The organism is Acinetobacter sp. YH12126 (assembly GCF_013418745.1).
Taxonomy (GTDB): domain Bacteria; phylum Pseudomonadota; class Gammaproteobacteria; order Pseudomonadales; family Moraxellaceae; genus Acinetobacter; species Acinetobacter amyesii.
Genome location: NZ_VPBM01000025.1, coordinates 23930 through 45234, shown reverse-complemented (window position 1 = coordinate 45234; position 21305 = coordinate 23930). Strand labels below are relative to the sequence as shown.

At 41.6% G+C, this 21305-nt stretch carries 22 protein-coding genes; 10 read left to right on the top strand and 12 right to left on the bottom strand.

Annotated elements, in window-relative coordinates; translation table 11 throughout:
• Positions 1–524 precede the first annotated feature (524 nt).
• Both FTU62_RS15655 and purE read right to left on the bottom strand, forming a co-directional pair.
• Complete coding sequence (locus tag FTU62_RS15655) at positions 525–1646, bottom strand: 5-(carboxyamino)imidazole ribonucleotide synthase (protein ID WP_180103154.1); 1122 nt, start codon at positions 1644–1646, stop codon at positions 525–527.
• Between the two features lie 16 nt (positions 1647–1662).
• Positions 1663–2175: a 5-(carboxyamino)imidazole ribonucleotide mutase gene (gene purE, locus FTU62_RS15650; protein WP_078189531.1), complete on the bottom strand. Its 513-nt coding sequence runs from the start codon at positions 2173–2175 to the stop codon at positions 1663–1665.
• 215 nt (positions 2176–2390) lie between these two features.
• On the opposite strand from purE, the gene FTU62_RS15645 reads away from it, so the two are divergent.
• Positions 2391–2735: a hypothetical protein gene (locus FTU62_RS15645; RefSeq protein WP_228157220.1), complete on the top strand. Its 345-nt coding sequence runs from the start codon at positions 2391–2393 to the stop codon at positions 2733–2735.
• A 129-nt stretch (positions 2736–2864) separates the two neighbouring features.
• Here the strand turns inward: FTU62_RS15645 and FTU62_RS15640 are convergent, their stop codons facing one another.
• The gene (locus FTU62_RS15640) at positions 2865–3203 is read right to left on the bottom strand and encodes a DMT family protein (protein WP_180079208.1); all 339 of its coding nucleotides are present in this window, start codon (positions 3201–3203) and stop codon (positions 2865–2867) included.
• 274 nt (positions 3204–3477) lie between these two features.
• Between FTU62_RS15640 and mpl the strand changes: the two genes are divergently transcribed.
• Positions 3478–4842, top strand: a complete 1365-nt coding sequence (gene mpl, locus FTU62_RS15635; protein ID WP_180103153.1) for a UDP-N-acetylmuramate:L-alanyl-gamma-D-glutamyl-meso-diaminopimelate ligase — start codon at positions 3478–3480, stop codon at positions 4840–4842.
• Positions 4843–4902: 60 nt separating this feature from the next.
• On the opposite strand, the gene FTU62_RS15630 is transcribed toward mpl, so the two are convergent.
• The 3 genes from FTU62_RS15630 to FTU62_RS15620 form a co-directional block, all read right to left on the bottom strand.
• On the bottom strand, positions 4903–5373 hold the full coding sequence (locus FTU62_RS15630; RefSeq protein WP_180103152.1) for a BLUF domain-containing protein: 471 nt from the start codon (positions 5371–5373) through the stop codon (positions 4903–4905).
• A 613-nt stretch (positions 5374–5986) separates the two neighbouring features.
• Positions 5987–6313: a GNAT family N-acetyltransferase gene (locus FTU62_RS15625; protein WP_180103151.1), complete on the bottom strand. Its 327-nt coding sequence runs from the start codon at positions 6311–6313 to the stop codon at positions 5987–5989.
• Positions 6314–6619: 306 nt separating this feature from the next.
• On the bottom strand, positions 6620–6925 hold the full coding sequence (locus tag FTU62_RS15620) for a GNAT family N-acetyltransferase (protein ID WP_347269446.1): 306 nt from the start codon (positions 6923–6925) through the stop codon (positions 6620–6622).
• Positions 6926–7057: 132 nt separating this feature from the next.
• Here FTU62_RS15620 and FTU62_RS15615 point away from each other — a divergent pair, with 132 nt between their 5' ends.
• Together FTU62_RS15615 and FTU62_RS15610 are read left to right on the top strand one after the other, a co-directional pair.
• On the top strand, positions 7058–8251 hold the full coding sequence (locus tag FTU62_RS15615; RefSeq protein WP_180103150.1) for a sugar transporter: 1194 nt from the start codon (positions 7058–7060) through the stop codon (positions 8249–8251).
• A 302-nt stretch (positions 8252–8553) separates the two neighbouring features.
• Positions 8554–9519 (top strand): TerC family protein, encoded by a 966-nt coding sequence (locus tag FTU62_RS15610; RefSeq protein ID WP_078194460.1) that lies wholly within the window; start codon positions 8554–8556, stop codon positions 9517–9519.
• Positions 9520–9584: 65 nt separating this feature from the next.
• On the opposite strand, the gene FTU62_RS15605 is transcribed toward FTU62_RS15610, so the two are convergent.
• Entirely contained in the window at positions 9585–10253 is a 669-nt protein-coding gene (locus tag FTU62_RS15605) for a nucleotidyltransferase family protein (RefSeq protein WP_257223243.1), read from the bottom strand.
• Between the two features lie 154 nt (positions 10254–10407).
• Between FTU62_RS15605 and guaD the strand changes: the two genes are divergently transcribed.
• The 3 genes from guaD (at position 10408) to FTU62_RS15590 (ending at position 12913) form a co-directional block, all read left to right on the top strand.
• The gene (gene guaD / locus FTU62_RS15600; RefSeq protein ID WP_180103149.1) at positions 10408–11724 is read left to right on the top strand and encodes a guanine deaminase; all 1317 of its coding nucleotides are present in this window, start codon (positions 10408–10410) and stop codon (positions 11722–11724) included.
• A gap of 224 nt (positions 11725–11948) precedes the next feature.
• Positions 11949–12476 carry a hypoxanthine phosphoribosyltransferase gene (hpt, locus tag FTU62_RS15595; RefSeq protein WP_180103148.1) on the top strand — a complete coding sequence of 176 codons (528 nt, stop codon included), beginning with the start codon at positions 11949–11951 and terminating at the stop codon, positions 12474–12476.
• A 179-nt stretch (positions 12477–12655) separates the two neighbouring features.
• Positions 12656–12913 (top strand): GlsB/YeaQ/YmgE family stress response membrane protein, encoded by a 258-nt coding sequence (locus tag FTU62_RS15590; protein ID WP_078189516.1) that lies wholly within the window; start codon positions 12656–12658, stop codon positions 12911–12913.
• Between the two features lie 76 nt (positions 12914–12989).
• Here FTU62_RS15590 and FTU62_RS15585 read toward each other — a convergent pair whose 3' ends face one another.
• Both FTU62_RS15585 and dmeF read right to left on the bottom strand, forming a co-directional pair.
• Positions 12990–13688, bottom strand: coding sequence for a DsbC family protein (locus tag FTU62_RS15585; protein WP_180103160.1), 699 nt, complete (start codon positions 13686–13688; stop codon positions 12990–12992).
• 116 nt (positions 13689–13804) lie between these two features.
• The gene (gene dmeF / locus FTU62_RS15580; protein WP_180103147.1) at positions 13805–14755 is read right to left on the bottom strand and encodes a CDF family Co(II)/Ni(II) efflux transporter DmeF; all 951 of its coding nucleotides are present in this window, start codon (positions 14753–14755) and stop codon (positions 13805–13807) included.
• A 56-nt stretch (positions 14756–14811) separates the two neighbouring features.
• On the opposite strand from dmeF, the gene FTU62_RS15575 reads away from it, so the two are divergent.
• From FTU62_RS15575 to FTU62_RS15565, 3 genes are all read left to right on the top strand, one after another.
• Positions 14812–15078, top strand: coding sequence for a metal/formaldehyde-sensitive transcriptional repressor (locus FTU62_RS15575; RefSeq protein WP_078194474.1), 267 nt, complete (start codon positions 14812–14814; stop codon positions 15076–15078).
• 115 nt (positions 15079–15193) lie between these two features.
• Entirely contained in the window at positions 15194–16369 is a 1176-nt protein-coding gene (locus tag FTU62_RS15570) for an MFS transporter (protein WP_257223242.1), read from the top strand.
• Between the two features lie 128 nt (positions 16370–16497).
• Positions 16498–17676 carry a hypothetical protein gene (locus FTU62_RS15565; RefSeq protein WP_180103146.1) on the top strand — a complete coding sequence of 393 codons (1179 nt, stop codon included), beginning with the start codon at positions 16498–16500 and terminating at the stop codon, positions 17674–17676.
• Positions 17677–17761: 85 nt separating this feature from the next.
• On the opposite strand, the gene mnmE is transcribed toward FTU62_RS15565, so the two are convergent.
• From mnmE to yidD, 3 genes are all read right to left on the bottom strand, one after another.
• Positions 17762–19117: a tRNA uridine-5-carboxymethylaminomethyl(34) synthesis GTPase MnmE gene (gene mnmE, locus FTU62_RS15560; RefSeq protein ID WP_180103145.1), complete on the bottom strand. Its 1356-nt coding sequence runs from the start codon at positions 19115–19117 to the stop codon at positions 17762–17764.
• 92 nt (positions 19118–19209) lie between these two features.
• Entirely contained in the window at positions 19210–20976 is a 1767-nt protein-coding gene (gene yidC, locus FTU62_RS15555; protein WP_180103144.1) for a membrane protein insertase YidC, read from the bottom strand.
• Between the two features lie 5 nt (positions 20977–20981).
• On the bottom strand, positions 20982–21302 hold the full coding sequence (gene yidD, locus FTU62_RS15550; RefSeq protein ID WP_111885710.1) for a membrane protein insertion efficiency factor YidD: 321 nt from the start codon (positions 21300–21302) through the stop codon (positions 20982–20984).
• Positions 21303–21305 lie beyond the last annotated feature (3 nt).

Below are 21305 nucleotides of genomic sequence, written 5' to 3'. Positions count from 1 at the left end.
TTAAATTTAAAAATAAATTAGGCGCATAAAAAATTATCCACAAATGCAAAATGGGGTAAAAATTCATTTTTATTATTAATAATCAAAATATTATAGGTTTTAAAATACACTCCCTATAGATCCAATAAGTCTGAGCAACTTTTAAATTCAAATTTTAAATTTAAACACAGAGAAATGAATTCATTTTTTCAAATTTGAATTCATAAACTTTGAATTCATTGTTTCGGTATAGGATTTTTTGAATTCAAATTCATAGTTTGAATTTAAAAACACAATTTGAATTCAAAACGCATTGGTTATTTTTGATTTTGATTCAAACAAATCGCAGACTATTGATACACAAAAAACCATACGAAGATTAGCGCAGAATATTTATAAACGAATGAACACTTTGTGATCAAAGGTTTCTTATCGTTTCACCGATAAGCGGTGTGATTTTGCAAAGAGGCGCAATGATGCCCGAACTATAGCGATAAAAAAAGCGGCCATGTGCATGACCGCTTTTTTATCATTCAAACTATGGTTTAAATGGTCATATCTTCGCTAAGTGCCAGTGGATTCGGCAAAATTTTCGCCAAAGCACGACATAAAGCTGTTAATTCTGCAGTATCGTTCGGCATTAATGTGATGTGACCGATTTTGCGACCTTCACGCTCTGTTTTGTTATACAGATGCAAATGTGCGCCATTCAGTGCCAATACATCTTCAGACTTCGGATGTTGACCAATGATGTTCACCATGACCGTTGGACGAACAACTTCAGTCGAACCTAAAGGTAGACCTGCTACAGCACGAATGTGGTTTTCAAACTGTGAACACACTGCACCTTCAATCGACCAATGCCCCGAGTTATGCACACGTGGCGCCATCTCATTGGCATATAAGCCTTTATCTGTCACAAACAGCTCTAGCGTCAAAACACCGACATAATTCAAATGATTGAGCAGGCGAGTAATGTAGTCTTGCGCAACTGGTTGTAAGTCTGCGCTGTTTGGCGCAGGCACAATCGAATGCGACAAAATGCCGTTGTGGTGGTGGTTTTCCGCCAATGGCCATGTTTTCACATCACCGTCTTGACCACGCACCGCAATGATTGAGACTTCACGTGAGAAGGTTACAAAGCTTTCCGCAATCAATTCACCAGCAGGGCCCAGTTCAGCCCATGCTTGATCCATTTGCTCAGCGCTACGTAGCACAAATTGACCTTTACCGTCATAACCGCCACGCGATGTTTTCAGTACGATGGGTAAACCCAAATCAGCAACAGCAGCTTGTAAACCCTCGAAAGATGTCACGGCCTTATAAGGTGCAACTGGGATAGCCAATTCATCAAACAAAGCCTTTTCGGACAAACGATGCTGTGCAATCGCTAAAGCTTGGCGCGGTGGGTGCAATGCTTTGTTCTTGGTCAACACATCAACATCTGCTAACGGAGTATTTTCAAACTCTAAGCTGAAAACATCTGCGCTCTGAATGAAATCTTGCAAACCATTTTCAGCTTGAGTCGAAATCACTGGACCCAGCGCTGCAGAAGGGCAGTCGGTACTCGCTTCAAAGAAGGTGCATTGAATGTTTAAAGGCAATGCCGCTTGCGCCATCATGCGACCAAGCTGGCCACCACCAAAAATACCAATGGTTTTATCCATGAGAAATGCCCCTTAATTAAGCTTGACCCGGAATATTTTTACTCGCCACTTTATCGGTTTGCGCAGCACGGAAATCTGCAACATTTTTTGCGATTTCAGGCCGTGTTAAACCTAAAATTTGTGCAGCCATGATCGCCGCATTGGTTGCACCCGCTGGGCCAATGGCCAAAGTACCGACAGCAATCCCTGCAGGCATTTGTACAATTGAAAGCAGTGAATCAACACCATTTAGAATCGATGATTTTACCGGTACGCCGAGTACAGGCAGGTCAGTCTTTGCTGCGCACATGCCTGGCAAATGTGCTGCACCGCCAGCACCGGCAATAATCACTTGAATACCACGATCACGTGCGGTTTCAGCATATTCGAATAATCGATCTGGAGTTCGGTGTGCAGATACTACTTCCGCTTCAAATGGGACGCCAAGCTGTTTGAGCATATTGGCAGTGTTTTCTAGCGTTGCCCAATCCGATTGAGAACCCATGATAATTCCAACGAGAGGAGTGTCTTGTGAAGCGGCCGCATTCATTGCAATGTTTCCAGAGATTAAAGTAAGAGAGAGTAAATCTCGACTAGAGCCAAGCTTTAATAAGAGCCCCATATTATAGACTGAAAATTCATCTCAATAAAATTTAACGGTTGCCTTTAAAGAGAAAACTCCATAATATTTTTATAAAATTATTTTTATTTTTTTCAATTTTATAAAAACTTTTATTAAATCAATATTTATAAGACACTTTAAAGATGAAACAGATCTTCATCCTGCTCACTTTAGCCTTAAGCTCTCAGAGTTTTGCCCAACTGGTTCAACTCAATACCAGCCAATTTGAAATAGAATTTAACCTCTTACAGAAACAAAAAGGCTATAACAGCCAGATTAAGAGTAATGGCTACATCCACGAAAAATTTTTAGTCACTGGCAAATCGATCATTGATGAACGTGAGTCGTTCAAGATGACAGGCTATTACAAAGCAGATGATGGCCGTGATAACATGTATTCAATTTCAGAATATCGTGTGTATTGTGATGACCAAAGCTTTGGTTTTGCACTCATGGACTTTGAAGCAGACGGTCAAAGACTGTACTAACCAATGAGAGTGATTATGCCTTTGACTATGAAGATCCCACTCCACGAGACCGTGAGTTTAGTAAAGTCCTCAAAAATGCCTGCAAACACGCCTCACTTAAATGATCAGAGCCATGCAGCATTGGATCAGTTAAGCACTGCGAAACACGAAATAGACACATCCCAAAAGGCATAAACCTGCCCACAAATAGTCCAACTTAAAGGGTTGTTTAAAAAGGAAAATCATAAATGGAACGAAGACCAATAGCGTCACGACTTCTTGTGTGATTTTCATTTGACCCAAAGACCACCCATGTTTGGCCAACAGTCGCGTTGCTGGGATCATAAAACTATATTCGAGTAATGCTATAGCCCATCCAAATAAAATCGCTTGCCAGAGCGGCGCATCATGTAGAAATTTCAGATGTCCATACCAGGCCAAAGTCATAAAACAGTTGGAGATAATCAATAAAAATAGGGCAAGTGACATAAGCAATCAAGATCGCAAAAAATTGCGCTTATTGTACGTTTTTCATCATGATTTCGCGCCTATTTTCCGTGTTTTTATCCTCAAGAAAATTGCGTACATTTGATCAGTTACGTGCTCAATCTTTTTGCACGATCTCATACAAAAAAATCTATCTTTTCGCTAAGACCCTTGCTATGGTTGCTCTCAAATGAAATTAACCTTTTCAACCAAATCTATAATGACAACACCACAATAACAAAGTGATGTGTCGATAAAAGCAGTGGAGTTAGAACGAATGCATCTGCATATCTTGGGTATTTGTGGCACCTTTATGGGTTCATTGGCGCTCTTGGCGCGTGATTTAGGACATAAGGTGACGGGTTCAGACCAAAACGTTTACCCACCAATGTCTACCCAATTGGAAAATGCAGGCATTACCTTAATGCAAGGCTATGACCGTAGCCACCTTCAACCACACCCAGATCTCGTGATTGTCGGCAATGCCATGAAACGTGGCATTGATGCAGTGGAATACATGCTGAACGAAGGCCTACCTTATATTTCTGGCCCACAGTTCCTTGCAGACCACGTCCTACAAGGCAAACATGTCTTAGGCGTTGCAGGCACGCATGGTAAAACCACAACAACGACCATGCTCGCTTGGGTGCTCGATCAAGCGGGTTTAAACCCAGGTTTCTTGATTGGCGGCGTACCCTTAGGCTTTAGTGAAAGCGCACGTTTAGGCGGTGGTGAATATTTCTGTGTAGAAGCCGATGAATACGATTCGGCATTTTTCGACAAACGTTCTAAGTTTGTGCATTACCATCCTAAAACAGCGATTTTAAATAACCTTGAATTTGATCATGCCGACATCTTCGATGACTTGGCTGCGATTCAAAAGCAATTCCATCATCTAGTGCGTACTATTCCAAGTGAAGGCCGTATCATTGCGCCCATCACTGAAACAAATATTGATGAAGTCTTGGAAATGGGCTGCTGGACACCTGTGGTGCGTACATCTTTAGATGCCAATGACAAATCTGAATTGTATGCAGAACAGTTATCTGCTGATGGCTCACATTTCAATGTTTTACAACACGGTGAAGTGAAGGGCACAGTCAAATGGAACATGACCGGCCAACACAGTGTAGCCAATGCTTTGGCAACCATTGCTGCGGCTGAACATGTCGGTGTTTCGATTGAAACGGCGTGCGAAGCACTTTCAAACTTTGGCGGTGTAAAACGTCGTATGGAGCTTTTGGGCACAATCCGTGGCATTGAAGTGTATGACGACTTTGCACATCACCCAACGGCGATTGATACCACATTAGAAGGTGCGCGTAAGCGTCTGGGTCAACGTAAGCTTTGGGCAGTAATCGAGCCACGTTCTAATACCATGCGCATGGGTAGCCATAAAGATGGGCTTGCACATTCTGCACGCTTAGCAGATGAAGTGATTTGGTATCAACCTGAAGGTTTGGATTGGGATCTACAGCCTGTGATTGAAGCTGCTGCGAATAAAGCTGTGGTGGCTCGTTCACTGGATGAGATCATTCAAACCATCGTAAGCGAGGCAGGCGAGGGCGATGCTGTGGTGATTATGTCGAATGGCGGTTTTGGTGGTTTACATCAGAAGTTGATCAGTGCATTAAAAGCCTAAACCCACTAGATAAAATAAAAAAAGCCCGCTGCGCGGGCTTTTTTTTTATTCACACTCAGCTTAAAAATAATGCTGATAGCCTCGGTTTTTATAGCCTAAATCCAGCTTAACGGGCTGTTCAACATTCTCTAATCTTAACAAGGTCGTTAAAAACGCCTGAATTTGTTCTAGATTGAGCACGTCGGGTTGAAAGCTTGAATGTCCAAAGCGCTGAAACAAACTAGCAATTTCACTATGTCGGTTGACATATTTCATCGACCATTTTGAAAAATCGATTTGATCAATAGTTTGATCAGGATAACGCACAATATCCCGATGCCGCGTATCTTGCATAATATGCTGAAAAAGCTGTTCGAGTGCCGCTTGCTCACCTTGCAGGCATTGGAAGAACCGGCCTTCGGCATAGTACAGCACGCCAAAAATATTCTTTTCAGTATTAAAGCTGCGGGCTCTCACCAAAATATCACTTAAATCTTGTATTAAATCAAATTGTTGTTCTACACGTGTACTGGCATAACAGAGTTGTATCATTGTGTTTATTCTTAAAGTATTAGTACGATTTTAACGTAGAAAGTTCTACAGGATGAGTAAATATTTGTATGTTTTTTAATCAAGTGTGCTTTTTAACTTACAACACAAAACCAAGATCACGTATACCGATATCACCTTCATTTTTTTAAACTCATACATATTCAAACAATGAAATTATTTCCATTTGAAGATGAATAAAGAGGCCTACCATGCTCAAGAATTTACTCATTTTTTTATCGATCACTTGTGTATATTTTGCTGCCTTGATCATACTGAATAATTTTGGCGTTTCAGATTTTTTTTAATGTCGTTATTTGCTCATTTATTTTAGGAATAACACTGCGTACTGCGATTCCTCACTATCTCATTTATTTACTAATGATGATGACTATTGGCAGTATTTATTTTGTACTGAATGACTTTGCATTATTAAATATCATGTGTTTAAGCTTATTTTTAGGGATATCAAGCTGCTCGATCTTATTGCAGTTTTGGCCAAATCTTTTCAAAGCACCTTCAACGCTGTTAAAATTAAAGCTCAATTAAATACAACTTAGCTTTTAAATTTTTTAAAAAATTCATAATGATAGAAAAGCCCGCATGGCGGGCTTTTTTAGGCTTGAACATCGGCAAGGGTTTTATCTCTACGAAACATCACATCAACATAAGAACAAGTAGGAATAATCTTTAAGTGTTTATCACGAGCGAATTCCACCAAATGATCCAATAACACTCGAGCCATCCCTTGCCCACGCAATGAGTCATCTACCCACGTGTGATTTGCCACAATGGTATGTTCATCACGCCATAGATAACTCATTTCTGTGAGCCGTTCACCCTCAGCATTTAACTGAAAAAATTCACCTTTTTGACCGTTATCTTGATGTTGTATAGTCACTGTTTTTTCTTCCTTTTTATGAAAAAATACACCGTGTAACAAACGAGAAAGTGATTGGTACAGAACTTAAACGACCTATATTCAACTGTAGGTGATAATAAACTTGTACACCTTTCACATTAATTAAAAAACAATTAAATCACAATTGCCGGATATTTTTATTATGGACCTTTATCTCGTCGCCATTTTTGTATTGCTGATTATTGCAACATGTTTGGTTGTATCGCTGTATAAATCACGATCTTAATTCAACTTCACAGCTAGATTTCAAATAAAAACAGCCTGATCGCTATACCATCAGGCTGTTTTTATTTATCCAAATGATTAATCTACATCACGCTATACAATTTAGCGTAGAACATCACGAATCGATTCATCTTTATCAAATACGGATTTTGCAAAAGGGCAGAGTGGAATAATTTTCACGTTCTTTTCCCGAGCAAAATTCACTGCTGCATCGAGGAGATGTCGTCCAACACCTTGGCCTCGCAAGCTATCACTGACATCGGTATGATCAATAATAAATTTATCATCGCCTGCCCATGAGTAAGTCATCTCTGCCAAACGTTCCCCATCTTGCTCAACAAAGAAAGCTCCTTTTTTTTGATCATCATCTTGTTGTACAAACATCTTAAATTTCCTCCATTTTTTTATAAATTGGCATGTAATGCAGGTCAACTCTGTTGTTTTTGTATTAATTTAAACCGCATGCACAGGGCTTAAATCGGTTCCTGCTTGTGTATAGAGCATAGTAAAATAAGCCACTTTATTTATTTGAAGACACTCATGTCTGCCTCTCCCTCCGAAACGGCTTCTTCTGGCTCTTGGACGGCTGTGATTGCTTTGGCTTTCGCAGCATTTATTTTTAATACCACTGAATTTGTACCTGTCGCGTTGCTCAGCGATATTGGCAAAACCTTTAGCTTAGCCGCGACCGATGTCGGCATCATGATTACGCTTTATGCATGGGTGGTTGCGCCGATTTCTTTGCCGATCATGTTATTGACCAAAAATATTGAACGTCGTTCACTCCTGATTTGCTTATTTATGGTGTTTATTGTCAGCCATATTCTGTCGTATTTCGCATGGAGCTTTAATACTTTATTGCTCAGTCGAATTGGCATTGCTTTCTCGCATGCACTTTTTTGGTCCATTACCGCATCACTGGCAGTTCGTGTTGCGCCGAAAAGCAAAGAATTTCAAGCCTTGGGACTTTTAGCCACAGGCACAGCTTTGGCAATGGTTCTCGGTATTCCGTTTGGGCGTATGGTCGGAGAAGCCTATGGTTGGCGAAATACCTTTGCTCTGATTGGCATTGGCGCAAGTATCGTTTGCCTAATTTTAGCCAAAACGCTGCCGATACTGCCGAGTTTGAACTCTGGCTCGCTGAGCAGCCTAAAACAGTTTATTCGCCGTCCAAGCTTAATGATGGTCTTTGCATTAACCATTATCGTCATTAGCGCGCAATTTACCGCATATAGCTATATCGAACCGTTCTCGCTCAACATTGCTGCATTCAGCTCCATGCAAACCACAGCCTTGTTATTAATCTTTGGTGCTGCAGGCTTTCTGGGATCTTATCTCTTTGGGAAATTTGGTGGGAAATATCCTAAAGTTGCGATTCCTTTGAGTACAGCCACACTGGCTTTATCCATGTTGCTGTTGCTTCCTGTTTCTTTAAGTTTTACAGGTGTAAGTGCAGTGTGCTTATTGTGGGGCATGAGTATCATTGGATTTAGTCTCGCATTACAGTCAAAGACGCTGCATCTCGCATCCGACGCCACCGATGTCGCCATGGCTATTTATTCAGGACTTTATAACGTCGGGATTGGCGGTGGTGCACTCTTGGGCGGCATGGTCAGTGTACATTTCGGTTTGAGTTATATTGGCGTGATCGGAGGAATCATCGCCGTGATCGGTACACTTTTAGCCTTAGCGTTGGTACACCGTGGTGATTTTAACCCTCCTGTGGCACATTAAATGAATTCGCAAATTGCTGATTGCACTTTGTACTAAAAACTGTCATGCTTTGCCGCATATTTGGACAGTGTCCAAAACAAAATTTGAACAAGGGGAGTAGCCTCCTCCAAACGTAAACCTTGTTTTACGTGTCAGAATATCGTCATTACACTTTGCAAAAAGTCGGTATCTGAGCATCGCTGCTGCAAATCATTACAGTACGATGTAGGCAAGACCTTGATCATGTTGTCTCAGGCGTTTTATTTCGTCTGGCAACTGGTCGAGGTTTTTTTATGGCTGGTTGTTAGATGTGGAGAATACACATGGAAACGATTGGCTCTTTATGGCTATATCTGGCATTTTTCGGTTTAGTCACCATCATGCTACTCATCGACTTTTTAGGCTTTAAAAATAACAAAGGCCAAGAAATCAAAGTCAAAACCGCTGCCTATTGGAGTATTGCATGGGTCTCTGTAGCTACCTTATTCGGTGGTGCATTGTGGCTCTACTTACAGCAAACCGCTGGTGTCGCTGTTGCAAACACCAAAGTCATGGAATATTTCGCTGGTTATCTGCTCGAAAAATCACTCGCAATTGATAACGTTTTTGTCTGGCTCATGATCTTTGCTGCCTTTGCCATTCCACCTGCTTTGCAGCGCAAACTGTTACTCTACGGTGTCCTTGGTGCAATTGTACTGCGTACCATCTTTATTTTTATTGGGGCATGGTTCGTTCAAGAATTCTCTTGGGTACTGTACATCTTCGGCGCATTCCTAGTGTATACCGGCTTTAAATTCCTTAAAGGCCAAGACGAAGAAGATAAAGATATCGAAGATATGGCGATTTTGAAGTGGCTACGTAAACACATGCGTATTACTCCTCAAATGCATGAAGATAAATTCTTCGTTCGTCAAAATGGTGTCTTATGGGCAACGCCGCTCTTTTTAGTGTTGATCTTGGTTGAAGCATCGGACGTCATTTTTGCGGTTGACTCAATCCCAGCGATCTTTGCGGTTACCTCTGACCCATTCATTGTACTGACGGCAAACTTAATGGCGATTTTAGGTCTACGTGCAATGTTCTTCCTCTTGTCAGGTGCTGCATCGAAAATGCATTACTTACCATATGGTCTAGGCATTATCCTGGTGTTTATTGGCGCTAAGATGCTATTGCTCGATGTTTTCCACATGCCAATTTGGATTTCACTCGGCTTTATTGTGGTGACCTTAACCATCACCGCGTGGTTATCGATCCGACACAGTAAGAAGTACCATCAAACCACGTTATAAAACGCTTAGATAAATAAAAGCCTTCTTTCGAGAAGGCTTTTTTTATTCTGTAACAAAGCCATCAGCTAAGCTTCAGGCGTCATCAAGAGTTTGAGTTTCGGCCAGCGTTGAAAAAATTTTTTCGCTTCTATACGTTGCAAAAAAGTCGCTCGACTAACTAAGGTTGAATTCCAACGCAGTTTTAACTCAAATAAATCATCTAAGCCCAAAGGGGCGATTAGCTGTATTTTTTGTTGATCATCCAATTTAACAGCGATAGCAGTGGCAGTTTCTGGCCACAACGATAGGGCATGCTCAATCGACTTGAGCGCCTGTATTTGCTCGCCATTTTCCAAGCGATACCACTGGTGTACTGTCGCTTGGTTGGTCACATCCCACTGTATCAATGGAAAGAAAGACTGCATTTCTTTTTGGATCTGATCACTATGAGCACCGTTATCCTCAGCATCATAAAATATGATATCCACCTCAGTATGGGACAGTGTATAGCTGTGTTGGTGTAGCACTGACCACAGCATATTTCGAATGACACCTGCGGCAATATACGCACTGGCATCCACCAAATAAAGCTGCTTTAAAATAGACATGATGCCGTCATGTTGCTGAATTAGTTGCTGCAAGCGCTCAACATAAGTGGCTTCAAGCTGTGATTGATTCACAGGATGCATTGGATGGGACATAGATACACGGTTGAATTCTATTCTTTGATTCGATTTAGCCTGACACAAGCGCATTGATTTAATCAATCGCTTTGAAAAAATGAGATGCTCTCGACATACATTAATGGCTGTTCGATGTTTTAGAACATAATCCTCTAATTACAGCAACGCCTTTTCTAGCCAAATTAAGCTACAATCAACCGAAAAAATTCTAAACTGCAGGTATGTCATGTCTTCTGTTATCGCATCTACAGCGATCCGTGGTCGCTTTCTAGATATTCAGAATACAGTTGCCCAAGCACGTGAAATTCACGACCAAGTGCGCTATTTCGAAGATGGTTTGCTAATTACGCAAGCCGGAAAAATTCAATGGTTCGGTCCATGGTCTGAGGGCCAACACCATCTCCCAGATCAGGTTGAAGTACAGCATTATCCAGATCAATTGATTGTTCCGGGTTTCATCGACACCCATATTCATTATCCACAAACGGAAATGATGGGGGCTTATGGTGAACAGCTACTGGAATGGCTTGATACTTATACCTTCCCAACCGAAATCCAATTTGAAGATCCGGCTTATGCAGAGCAAATTGCACAGTTCTTCGTAAACGAGTTACTCAAAAATGGAACCACAACAGCCTTGGTTTTTTGTACCGTTCATCCACAATCGGTCGATGCTTTATTTAAGGCTGCAGAACAGCATCAGATGCGCTTAATTGCTGGTAAAGTCATGATGGATCGACATGCCCCTGAAGCATTATGTGACACAGCTGAGAGTGGCTATAACGACTCCAAAGCTCTCATCGAAAAATGGCATGGTAATGGGCGTAACCTGTATGCCATCACGCCTCGTTTTGCCCCAACCTCAACGCCTGAACAATTGGCACGGGCAGGGGAGCTAAAAGCCGAGTATCCTGATGTTTATGTGCATACGCATTTGAGTGAAAATAAAAATGAAATTGCGTGGGTCAAATCATTATTCCCTGAGCAAAAAGGCTATTTAGACGTTTATCATCATTATGGTCTGACCGGATCACGTTCCGTGTTTGCGCACTGCGTGCATTTGGAAGATGCCGAATGGGACTGTATGCATCAGACCAACTCTACCATTGCGTTTTGTCCAACCTCGAACTTGTTCTTAGGCAGTGGTTTATTTCCATTAAAGAAAACATGGGAAAAACAGGTGAAAGTCGGCTTAGGCACAGACATTGGCGCAGGCACCTCATTTAACCAACTGCAAACCATCAATGAAGCCTACAAAGTTCAACAACTTCAAGGCGATAAACTATCCGCATTTGAAGCGCTGTACCATGCCACTTTAGGTGGAGCAAAAGCCTTAGATCTAGAGGACAAACTTGGAAACTTTGATTTGGGCAAAGAAGCAGATTTTGTGGTGCTCGATTTAAATGCCACGGCTTTACAAGCCTTACGTCAACAACGTGCCAAAAATCTGGAAGATGCTTTATTTGCTCTGATGCTGATGGGTGATGATCGTAATATCCATGCCACCTATGTGTTTGGACAATGTGCTTATGTCAAAGCATAAAACGGCTCGACCGAGACGAAAAACAGCGTTGAAAATTGGACTGATTGCCGTCGCTTGTTTGTGCTTACTCAAGCGTGACAGCACTTCCAAGAAAAACTGATTACATTTTCAACGGCAAAAAAGATGCATCTGCAAGCCAGATGTATTAAAATTGGTTCATCTTTAGAGGTGTTGCAAGTCAACACCTTTTTTATTTTTTGATTTGCTTTTTTAGGTATCTACCCATGTCTGTCCAAATGAGCGTACTGATTTCCACTGAAGAAATTCAAGCTAAAGTGAAAGAGCTTGGCGCAAAAATTGATGCACACTATGCTAACAGCGACAAAGAGTTGGTGTTAATCGGTCTTCTACGCGGTTCTGTTATTTTTATGGCTGACCTTTGCCGCGCAATTTCAAAACCGCATGAACTCGACTTCATGACCGTTTCAAGTTATGGCGCTGGGACCGTATCTACTCGTGATGTTAAAATCTTAAAAGATTTAGACGGCGACATTAAAGATAAAGATGTCTTGGTGGTTGAAGATATTATTGACTCAGGCAATACCTTAAGCAAAGTCTTAGAAATTTTACAGACGCGTAATCCAAACTCAATCGAGCTTTGTACTTTGGTTAGCAAGCCTTCACGTCGTGAGATTGAACTCGAAGTGAAATTTTTAGGTTTTGAAGTCGAAGATAAATTTATCGTGGGTTATGGTCTGGACTATGATCAAAAATATCGTCATATTCCATTTATTGGCGAAATTGGTCTCTAAGTAAGATCAGATACTTAAGAGTGGCCGAAGGCCACTTTTTTTTTATTTTTTGGTTTGTTTTGAACAAAAAAACAACAGTTTTTTGCATGTTTAGGCTATAGCTCAGCGCAGTTTTGATTAAAGATAAAGATTGAACATGTCGTAAAAAACAAATACATGATAACAAAAGGAGAGTTACTATGTGGTCACTCATTGTTGCGATTGTTGTTGGTTTTATTGCTGGTTTAATTGCACGTGCGATCCATCCTGGAGATGACAAAGCCGGTTTCATCATGACCACCATTCTCGGGATTGCAGGTTCTTTACTTGCGACCTATGGCGGACGTTTATTAGGTCTGTATGGAGAAAATTCTGCTGCAGGATTTATCGCTTCCGTCATTGGTGCAATCATCGTGTTGTTTATCTATAACCTTGTAACGAAAAAAACCCGCGTCTAATTTTTATAGCACCATTAAAATACCCGCCTATAGACGGGTATTTTTTTTATATTTTATTCATGCCGTACAGCTGAAATTATTTGATCTCTTTTAACATCGATTCTAATTCAGCAGCAGGGTAAGCACCGGTTAAGATCGAACCGTTGGCAAAAACGATTCCCGGTGTACCACCTAGTTTTAAGCTTTTAGCTAATATTAAATTTCGATCAATCGGGTTTGCACAACTTTTCGCTGACTTCGGTTGAATTCCCTTATTGATTAAATTATCCCAGGCCATAGCAGGGTTTGACTCACAAAAAATCTGCTTCGATGGCGCGAACGACTGCGGTTTTATCGCTGTGACAAAAGTATAAATGGTCACATCATTGAGTTTTGCCAGTTCTACTTCAAGCTTCTTACAATATGGGCAATTTGGGTCAGAAAAGATCGCGATTTGGCGCTTCCCATTCCCCCTGACTGTTTTAATCGCATCTTGTAATGGAAGTTTATTCCACTCAGTTTTTTGCTGACTGAGGATCAATTGTTTGGTCAGATTTTTTTGATCTTTTAAACGAATCATAGAACCTGCGATCACATAATCCGCATTTTCACTCAAATACAAAACTTGATCTTCAACAAAGCCACTATATATACCCGGCATTTCGGTACTTTGAATATTTTCAATTTTTAAACTAGGGTGCTTTTCTGCCAAGAGCTTTTGAACCTGTGCTACATCCGCCAAAGCAAAAGTCGAAAGGGTGGTACTCAACGCCAACGCACATATTTTTTTCAACATAGACCGAACAACTTCAACATTTAATTGATTCAGCATTCTAAGCCTTAACAGGTGAAAGTCTTGGGCTTTTTTCAGTTCATTACGCAATAGCTACATGCCGTTTCACGTGGAACATATTAAGCTGCATCAGGTGAATTAATTTCAACAGACACATGTACAATTTCTTCATGAATCGACAGCGCTTGACGCACTTCATCGGCGCTCAATGCCTGACTGGTTTCTAAAGCAACAATACATGAAAACTGACCTTTACCCACTTTCCACACATGTAAATCGGTCACATCGACGTCGACAGGCAATTGCATTAAAACCTCTCGAATCTCATCAACGACAGGGTGATCCATTTCCGCATCCAGTAATGTTTGTCCTGTTTCTTTCATCAAGCCAATAGCCCACTTACCGACCAGCACTGCACCAACAATCCCCAATAGCGCATCTAAAAATCCCCAGCCCATCCATTTTCCAGCAAATAAAGCCACAATGGCCAACACTGAAGTCACCGCATCAGCAACTACATGCATGAAGGCTGCTTTCTGATTGAGGTCGTGATGATGATCATGCTGCTCCTCATGGCTATGATGGTGATGGTGATGGTGATGGTGATGGTGATGGTGATGGTCATCATGCAATAACCAAGCACAGATCAAGTTCACCATTAGACCTAAAATCGCAATAGGGATTGCTTCGTTATAATGAATTTGGACCGGGTTGAATAAGCGTTCCACCGAATGAAAGGCCATAAATGCAGCAACGACCATCAATAATATCGCGCTGCTATAGCCCGCTAAAATTTCAATTTTCCAAGTCCCAAAGCTAAAACGAGCGTCTTGGGCATAGTGGCGTGCCGCACGATAGGCAAAATAGGCCAAGCCTAATGCCAACATATGTGAACTCATATGCCAACCATCAGCCAATAATGCCATCGAATTAAAAATCCATCCGCCAATGACTTCTAACAACATCATGACTGCCGTTAAAATAGTGGCAATTAAGATCCGTTTTTGTGCGAGTGGATTACCTTCATCAAATTGATGATGATGAATTCGGATGGATGGGGAAGTTTTCATTAGGTTCTATGCTTAAATATACTCCCCCATAGTATATTTATTTTCGGGAGAAAGTGTTGAGTCATTTACATCAGGACAAAAAGATTTTAAATCGGGTTAAACGCCTACAAGGTCAGGTCAATGCGGTTGAACTGGCTTTACAGCAACCCGAAGCAGGGTGTATCGAGGTTTTACAACAGGTTGCGGCCATCAAAGGTGCTGTAAATGGATTAATGAATGAATTAATCGAAGCACATTTACGCCATCATGTATTACCTCAAGATGCTGAAATCAATGAAGCAGAACTGGAAGAATTTGTAAAACTGCTTAAACGCTATGGATAAAGTTACAACTGTGATTTGACCATGGAAAAAAATCGGCATTAAACTGAGCCCATATTTCCGTCTTTCTCATACAGCACAATATTGACCCTATTGACTGTACCTCTGCGACTTTAAAATGACCACATCTCCCTCTTGGCGACCGTTTATCATGGTGAGCCTTGCACTCTGTATGGGCACTATTGGTACAGCGCTAGCTAGTCCTCTGTATCCCATTTATCAACAACTTTGGGGACTGCTGCCGAGTCATATCACCTATATCTTTGTTGCCTACATGTTTGGTTGCCTAGCGACCTTGCTGTTTTTAGGTCGTACCAGTAATAGTTTTGGTTTTTTAAGAACCCTGCAAATCGGTATGGCGTGCATCATCTTAGGTTTAAGCTTGTCGGTGTTTGCCAGTAATGCGCTGTGGTTATCTATCGGGCGCTTTATTATCGGGATTGCCTCGGGTTTAATCAGCACCTCAGCCATGCTTGGTTTGGTCTATACCATTCCTGAACCGCATAAAAATAATGCTCCACAGTTGAGTTCAATCATTACCGTGATTGGTTTTGGTCTTGGCCCATTTATTGGTGGAGTGATTGCCCAATTTTCGGAACAGCCTTTAGTCACCCCTTATATCCCTGTGATCTTTGGGGGGTTGGCGTGTTTAATAGGGTTATTATTTATTCGCACACCGAACTTTGAGCCACAGCCTTTTTCAGTGGCACCACATTTGGAATTGCCTGAAAAGCGTGATCATTCCCGATTTTATATCGCTGGACTGACTGCCTTTTGTGCCTTTGGCTCCTTCAGCTTATTTGCATCACTCGCCCCCTCTTTCGTCAAAGATGCAATCCCATGGCATGGGCCTTTGGTCAGTGGTAGTGCCATTGCAAGTATCTTGCTGGTTTCCGCTGTCGTGCAATTTATGGCGAAATCGATTCCTTCTGCAAAATGTGTCAATGCCGGCTTAATAGTGTTAATACTGAGCTATGCGCTCCTTGCGCTATGTATGACCCAACATTGGAGCGCATTGTTTTTTATTAGCGATGTTTTAGTCGGTGTAGGGCATGGTCTGGGGCTTTTAGGCGCATTTGGCTTAGTTCATCAAATGACCAACAATCAAAACCGTTCTGCGGTGATCTCGACCTATTTGTTTATCGGATATTTAGGAACCATTATTCCAATTATTGCGGCCGGTTATTTATCTGATCATTTTGGCTTGATGGTCGGTGTTTTAGGTTTTTGTATTGGCGTAGGCTTATTGTGTATCGGCTTATTGCTTTGGCACCGTAATCTGAACACCAATTAACCACTGAACTTATTCAAGAAGCATCTTGTATTGGGTGCTTCTTAAACCCAAAAAACAATTAAGAAACCCTATAAAAATCAATCAAATTAAATTAAGATCTTGTGTGATGTGATTCAAAAATTTAAAAAATGCTAAAAATTCAATGTCAAATTAACACTGCGGAAAATCAAATCATCGCCAGCAGCGAATACGGGAATATTCACTATATTTTACCGTTTGAATCCTTACCGCAATTAGAAACCTATGATTTTATCGTTTGGGGCTTTTTACCCATTGCCATGCGCCTTGGCATCCCGCTGCATATAGAAGGACCTATTTCAATACAAACCCTCCACTCCGCACGGGAGGTTTCAACTGTCTGGGCCGCTTGGTTACCTGATTTATATCAACCAGTCATGCTCAGTGCTGCATCGATTATCCAAACACCACCGGCAAACCAAACCACTGAAAATTTAAGCTTTTTTAGCGGTGGGATTGACTCCACATATAGTACATACAAAGCTTTTCTTGAAAATGGGCAAGACTCTGATTGTCTCACTGTGCATGGAATGGATTATAAATTTGATGACCATGAAAAATTTCAGGCCTTAATGGATCAGACCCATGACTTTAGAAGCCAAGTTTTTAAGCAAAGTCGTGTGGTAAAAACCGATGCTTACACGCTGTACAGTAAATATGGCTGTAACCCTAAAGGTTCGCATGTCACACATATCTTTTCGCTGTTTTCCTGCGCTTCGATTTTTGAACATTACCAGCAATATCGAATTTCAGCCGATTATCGTTTAGATCAACAATTATTCGTTCATCCCTATGGCTCAAATACGGCATCCAACCGATTGATGAAGAACCGATCTGGGGTCTTAATCACCCTCGACGATGATGTCACGCGATCACAAAAAACCGCATTTTTAAGCCAATCTGACTTAGATTTACAAACCCTGTCGATTTGTGTGGAATATAGGGCTCGACCAAAAAATTGTGGTCAATGCAGTAAATGTATGCGCACCAAAGCCATGTTTTATGCCACTAGCCCCGAAATTCCCGATATCTTTTTAGATCGTCGCTTTGAAAAACAGTGGTATCAATCCATTCCATTAAGTTCAAAAATCAATCGTGCTTTTTTAATTGATATTTTGTCAGCGGTCGAAAAATCCTCGCAACAGCAACAATTTCCAGATTATGCAACACTCAAAGTCAAAGTTGAAGCCGCATCAAAAAGAGCAGCAAACAATCCTTTTTATGGGATGAAAACGAAAGATGTGCTGAGAACAATCCTTAAAATCATTTTTGGCTCAAACCCACGCTAAACGATGTAAAAAAAGCACGATGATTTCCAACATCGTGCTTTGGGTGGATCTATCCATAGGTGAAACGAGCAGCTCAATCGTTTTATTACTTTCCGATACAGAACGATCCAAAAATCTTCCCAAGCAAATCATCCGCACTGAAATCGCCGGTAATTTCACCTAAGGCATTTTGAGCCAAACGTAGAGATTCAGCCACCAACTCACCCGCATGATAAACCACCAACTGCTCACGTGCTTCTGCAAGATAGCGCTGAGTGCGCTTCATTGCGTCTAAATGGCGTGTTCGAGCAATAAAGGTATCTTCCTCTGGTTGAAAGCCTGCATGCGCTGTAATCGCATCAATAAGCGCTTGAACGCCAGTTTCTTTTTTAGCCGAAACGCGAATATGTCGAAAACCGTTTAAATCGGTCATTTCCGCGGTAGATCCCGTCAAATCGCATTTATTACCAATCAACATCAAACGCTTCGGTTCAATATGATCGGCAAAGTACGCTTGAGCCAATTGTAGTGGATCTTCGCCCTGACTCAAGTCATAGACCAAAAGTAACAAGTCAGCTTGCTCAATTTCTTTAATTGCGCGGCGAATCCCTTCTTTTTCGACGATATCACCGGTTTCACGTAAACCTGCGGTATCGGTCAAAGTAATCGGCAAACCATTGAGGCTGATTTTTTCATGTAAAACATCACGTGTTGTACCCGCAATATCCGTCACAATCGCACGTTCAACACCAGCTAAAGCATTGAGTAGCGATGACTTACCTGCATTGGGTTTACCGGCAATCACCACTTGTAGACCTTCACGTAGTAGCTGACCTTGACGGGCAGATTGCTGCACAGCATGGACCGAGCTTGCCACTTCATCCAATAAGCCCAAAATCTTACCATCCGCCAAAAAGTCGATTTCTTCTTCAGGAAAATCAATCGCTGCTTCCACATGCAAACGCAAATGGATAAGTTTTTCTAACACCGTATTGACCTTGCTCGAAAAGGCACCTTGTAATGAACGTACCGCAGAACGCGCAGCAGCTTGTGAGGTGGCATCAATCAGGTCGGCAATCGCCTCGGCTTGCACCAAGTCCATTTTGCCATTTTCAAAGGCGCGCATTGAAAATTCGCCCGCTTTTGCAGCAATAGCACCCAATTCAAGTAAGCGTGCCAATAATGCATTTTGAATAACGGGGCCGCCATGACCTTGAAGCTCCACCACATCCTCACCCGTAAAGGAGTGCGGATTTGGAAAGCAAATCACTAAACCTTCATCCATGATTTCATTCGATGCATCAAAAAACTTACGGAAACCAGCAAAGCGTGCTTCAGGCAGGGATTGCTGCGTTAATGCTGCTGCAATGGCATAAGATTTGGGACCAGACAGGCGAATCACGCCGACACCACCACGACCCGGCGGTGTGGCAATTGCTGCGATGGTGGTTCGGTTTAACATAAAATTCACCTAAAAATTCTCAAACGACAGATAAAGAAAAATCCGCCTAAGATTACCATCTTAAGCGGATTTATTCAGCCCATCAGCAATGCTTAGTTTGCTGAGTCAGCTGCTTCACGTTTTAAACGTTCTTTTTCAACAGATTTGTTAATCAAACCTTGTTGAAGAATAGTAATACTGTTGTTACAGATCCAGTAAAGCACAAGGCCCGCAGGGAAGAACAACATAAATACCGTAAAGATCACTGGCATGATTTTGAAGACTTTCGCCTGCATTGGATCAGCCGGTTGTGGGTTCAAACTTTGCTGAATAAACATGGTTAAGCCCATTAATAGCGGCAAAATAAACCACGGATCCATCGCAGATAAATCTTGAATCCAACCTAACCACGGCGCATGACGTAGTTCAACGGACTCCATCAACACCCAGTACAAAGCAAGGAAGATCGGCATTTGGAGCAATAACGGCAAGCAACCCGACAGTGGATTCACTTGTTCACGTTTATACAATGCCATCATTTCTTGCGAGAAGCGCATACGGTCTTCACCGAACTCTTCTTTCATGCGTTGCATTTCAGGTGCAATCACACGCATTTTCGCCATAGAGCGGTAGCTCTTCGACGACAAAGGCCACAAGATCAGTTTCACCAGAATCGTCAATAGAATAATTGACCACCCCCAGTTACCCACTAAACCGTGGAAAAACTCAAGACCGACGAACAATAATTTCGCAATTGGCCATAACCAACCATAGTCTACTGTTTGGTTTAAACCAACTGCCAATTCTTTTAATTCAGATTGGATTTTTGGACCTGAATAGAACGTTGCATCTACTTCTGCCACAGTTCCTGCAGGAACATTAATTGCAGGTGAAGTGAACTGAATAATGTTCATATCATCAGTAGATTTACGTGACTCAAGTTTCGCAGCATACGGTTGACCATTGGCTTGCGTTAATTTGATCTGTCCAGGAATCCACGCGCTCACGAAGTAATGCTGAACCATTGCAACCCAACCGCCAGTTGCTTCAACATTCAATTTTTCTTCATTGAAGTTAGCAAATTTAAGCTTGTTGTAATGTTCTTCAGGCGAACCCCATGCACCACCAAGGAATGTACCTAAAGTGAAAATACCTTGATCAGATTTACCCGGATCTTCAGAGTTGTCGCGTTTAAGCTGACCAAACATCTGACCTTGCCAGTTCTGAGCACTGCGGTTCACGATTTTATGATTCACGACAACAGGGTATTCACCTTCAGTGAAGTTAAAGGTTTTAATAACCTCTACTCCATCTGCTGTTTTATAAACCATTGGTACTGACAAAACTTTTGCTGTTTGGCCATCTTTACCCTTCACAGCTTTTGCGTCATTTAACGTATATAAAGATTTTTCAATCTCATAGGTTGGACGTCCTTTCGGATTGCTGTCAGGGCCATTAAGACCAATTAAGCCAGACTGAGCAACATAAGTACGTTTTGCATCGCTTTCAAGCATTACAAATGGTTCGTCGCTGTCTTTATTTTTGTCATGATTGAGTAATTCAATACGAACAATATCGCCACCCTTTGGATTAATCCAAAGATGGTAAAGGTCAGTTTGTACTGAAATTAACTGTTGACTAACAGGTGCAGTGGCATCTGTTGTTTGTTGTGTAGCAGCATTATTTGCTTGCGGCACATCAGTAGCAGCCGTAGCTGTCTGGCCATTTGGCAAATCGGCAGATACTTCATGCGTTACCACCGCAGCATTTTGCTGAGGTTTTTGTTCCGCATGTCCATAATCTTTCTGCCAAGCCAAAATGAGCAAATATGCGACAACAAACATGGCCCCTAGAATTGCAATCCTGGCCCATTGTTGCATAGGTATTACCCCAAGTGGTTAGAGTGATTTTGGTTCAATAAACGTTCACGAAAGGGTACAGCAACGTGACGCGTTTGAGAATCTATTTGCTGAAATGAAATAAAACGAATTGCTTTTGATGGAACAGGATCATAGCCTGAACCGCCCCAAGGATGACAACGGCAAATACGCTGAACAGCTAGACACACTCCACGTACAGCACCATGTTGATGGACTGCTTCCAAAGAATATTGAGAACATGTTGGAATATAACGACAGCGTGGTCCCAATAAAGGACTAATCGCAATCTGATAGAAACGAATGAGCCAATGCAGTAAACGAACCATTGG

Bases quoted from the DNA above. Each gene is read 5' to 3' on its own strand.
- mpl (WP_180103153.1), top strand. From the start codon at position 3,478: ATGCATCTGCATATCTTGGGTATTTGTGGCACCTTTATGGGTTCATTG.
- FTU62_RS15630 (WP_180103152.1), bottom strand. From the start codon at position 5,373: ATGATACAACTCTGTTATGCCAGTACACGTGTAGAACAACAATTTGAT.
- FTU62_RS15590 (WP_078189516.1), top strand. From the start codon at position 12,656: ATGTGGTCACTCATTGTTGCGATTGTTGTTGGTTTTATTGCTGGTTTA.
- yidD (WP_111885710.1), bottom strand. From the start codon at position 21,302: ATGGTTCGTTTACTGCATTGGCTCATTCGTTTCTATCAGATTGCGATT.
- FTU62_RS15615 (WP_180103150.1), top strand. From the start codon at position 7,058: ATGTCTGCCTCTCCCTCCGAAACGGCTTCTTCTGGCTCTTGGACGGCT.
- FTU62_RS15585 (WP_180103160.1), bottom strand. From the start codon at position 13,688: ATGTTGAAAAAAATATGTGCGTTGGCGTTGAGTACCACCCTTTCGACT.
- FTU62_RS15565 (WP_180103146.1), top strand. From the start codon at position 16,498: ATGCTAAAAATTCAATGTCAAATTAACACTGCGGAAAATCAAATCATC.
- FTU62_RS15645 (WP_228157220.1), top strand. From the start codon at position 2,391: ATGAAACAGATCTTCATCCTGCTCACTTTAGCCTTAAGCTCTCAGAGT.
- FTU62_RS15570 (WP_257223242.1), top strand. From the start codon at position 15,194: ATGACCACATCTCCCTCTTGGCGACCGTTTATCATGGTGAGCCTTGCA.
- guaD (WP_180103149.1), top strand. From the start codon at position 10,408: ATGTCTTCTGTTATCGCATCTACAGCGATCCGTGGTCGCTTTCTAGAT.
- purE (WP_078189531.1), bottom strand. From the start codon at position 2,175: ATGAATGCGGCCGCTTCACAAGACACTCCTCTCGTTGGAATTATCATG.
- FTU62_RS15605 (WP_257223243.1), bottom strand. From the start codon at position 10,253: ATGCGCTTGTGTCAGGCTAAATCGAATCAAAGAATAGAATTCAACCGT.
- yidC (WP_180103144.1), bottom strand. From the start codon at position 20,976: ATGCAACAATGGGCCAGGATTGCAATTCTAGGGGCCATGTTTGTTGTC.
- FTU62_RS15610 (WP_078194460.1), top strand. From the start codon at position 8,554: ATGGAAACGATTGGCTCTTTATGGCTATATCTGGCATTTTTCGGTTTA.
- FTU62_RS15655 (WP_180103154.1), bottom strand. From the start codon at position 1,646: ATGGATAAAACCATTGGTATTTTTGGTGGTGGCCAGCTTGGTCGCATG.
- dmeF (WP_180103147.1), bottom strand. From the start codon at position 14,755: ATGAAAACTTCCCCATCCATCCGAATTCATCATCATCAATTTGATGAA.
- hpt (WP_180103148.1), top strand. From the start codon at position 11,949: ATGTCTGTCCAAATGAGCGTACTGATTTCCACTGAAGAAATTCAAGCT.
- FTU62_RS15640 (WP_180079208.1), bottom strand. From the start codon at position 3,203: ATGTCACTTGCCCTATTTTTATTGATTATCTCCAACTGTTTTATGACT.
- mnmE (WP_180103145.1), bottom strand. From the start codon at position 19,117: ATGTTAAACCGAACCACCATCGCAGCAATTGCCACACCGCCGGGTCGT.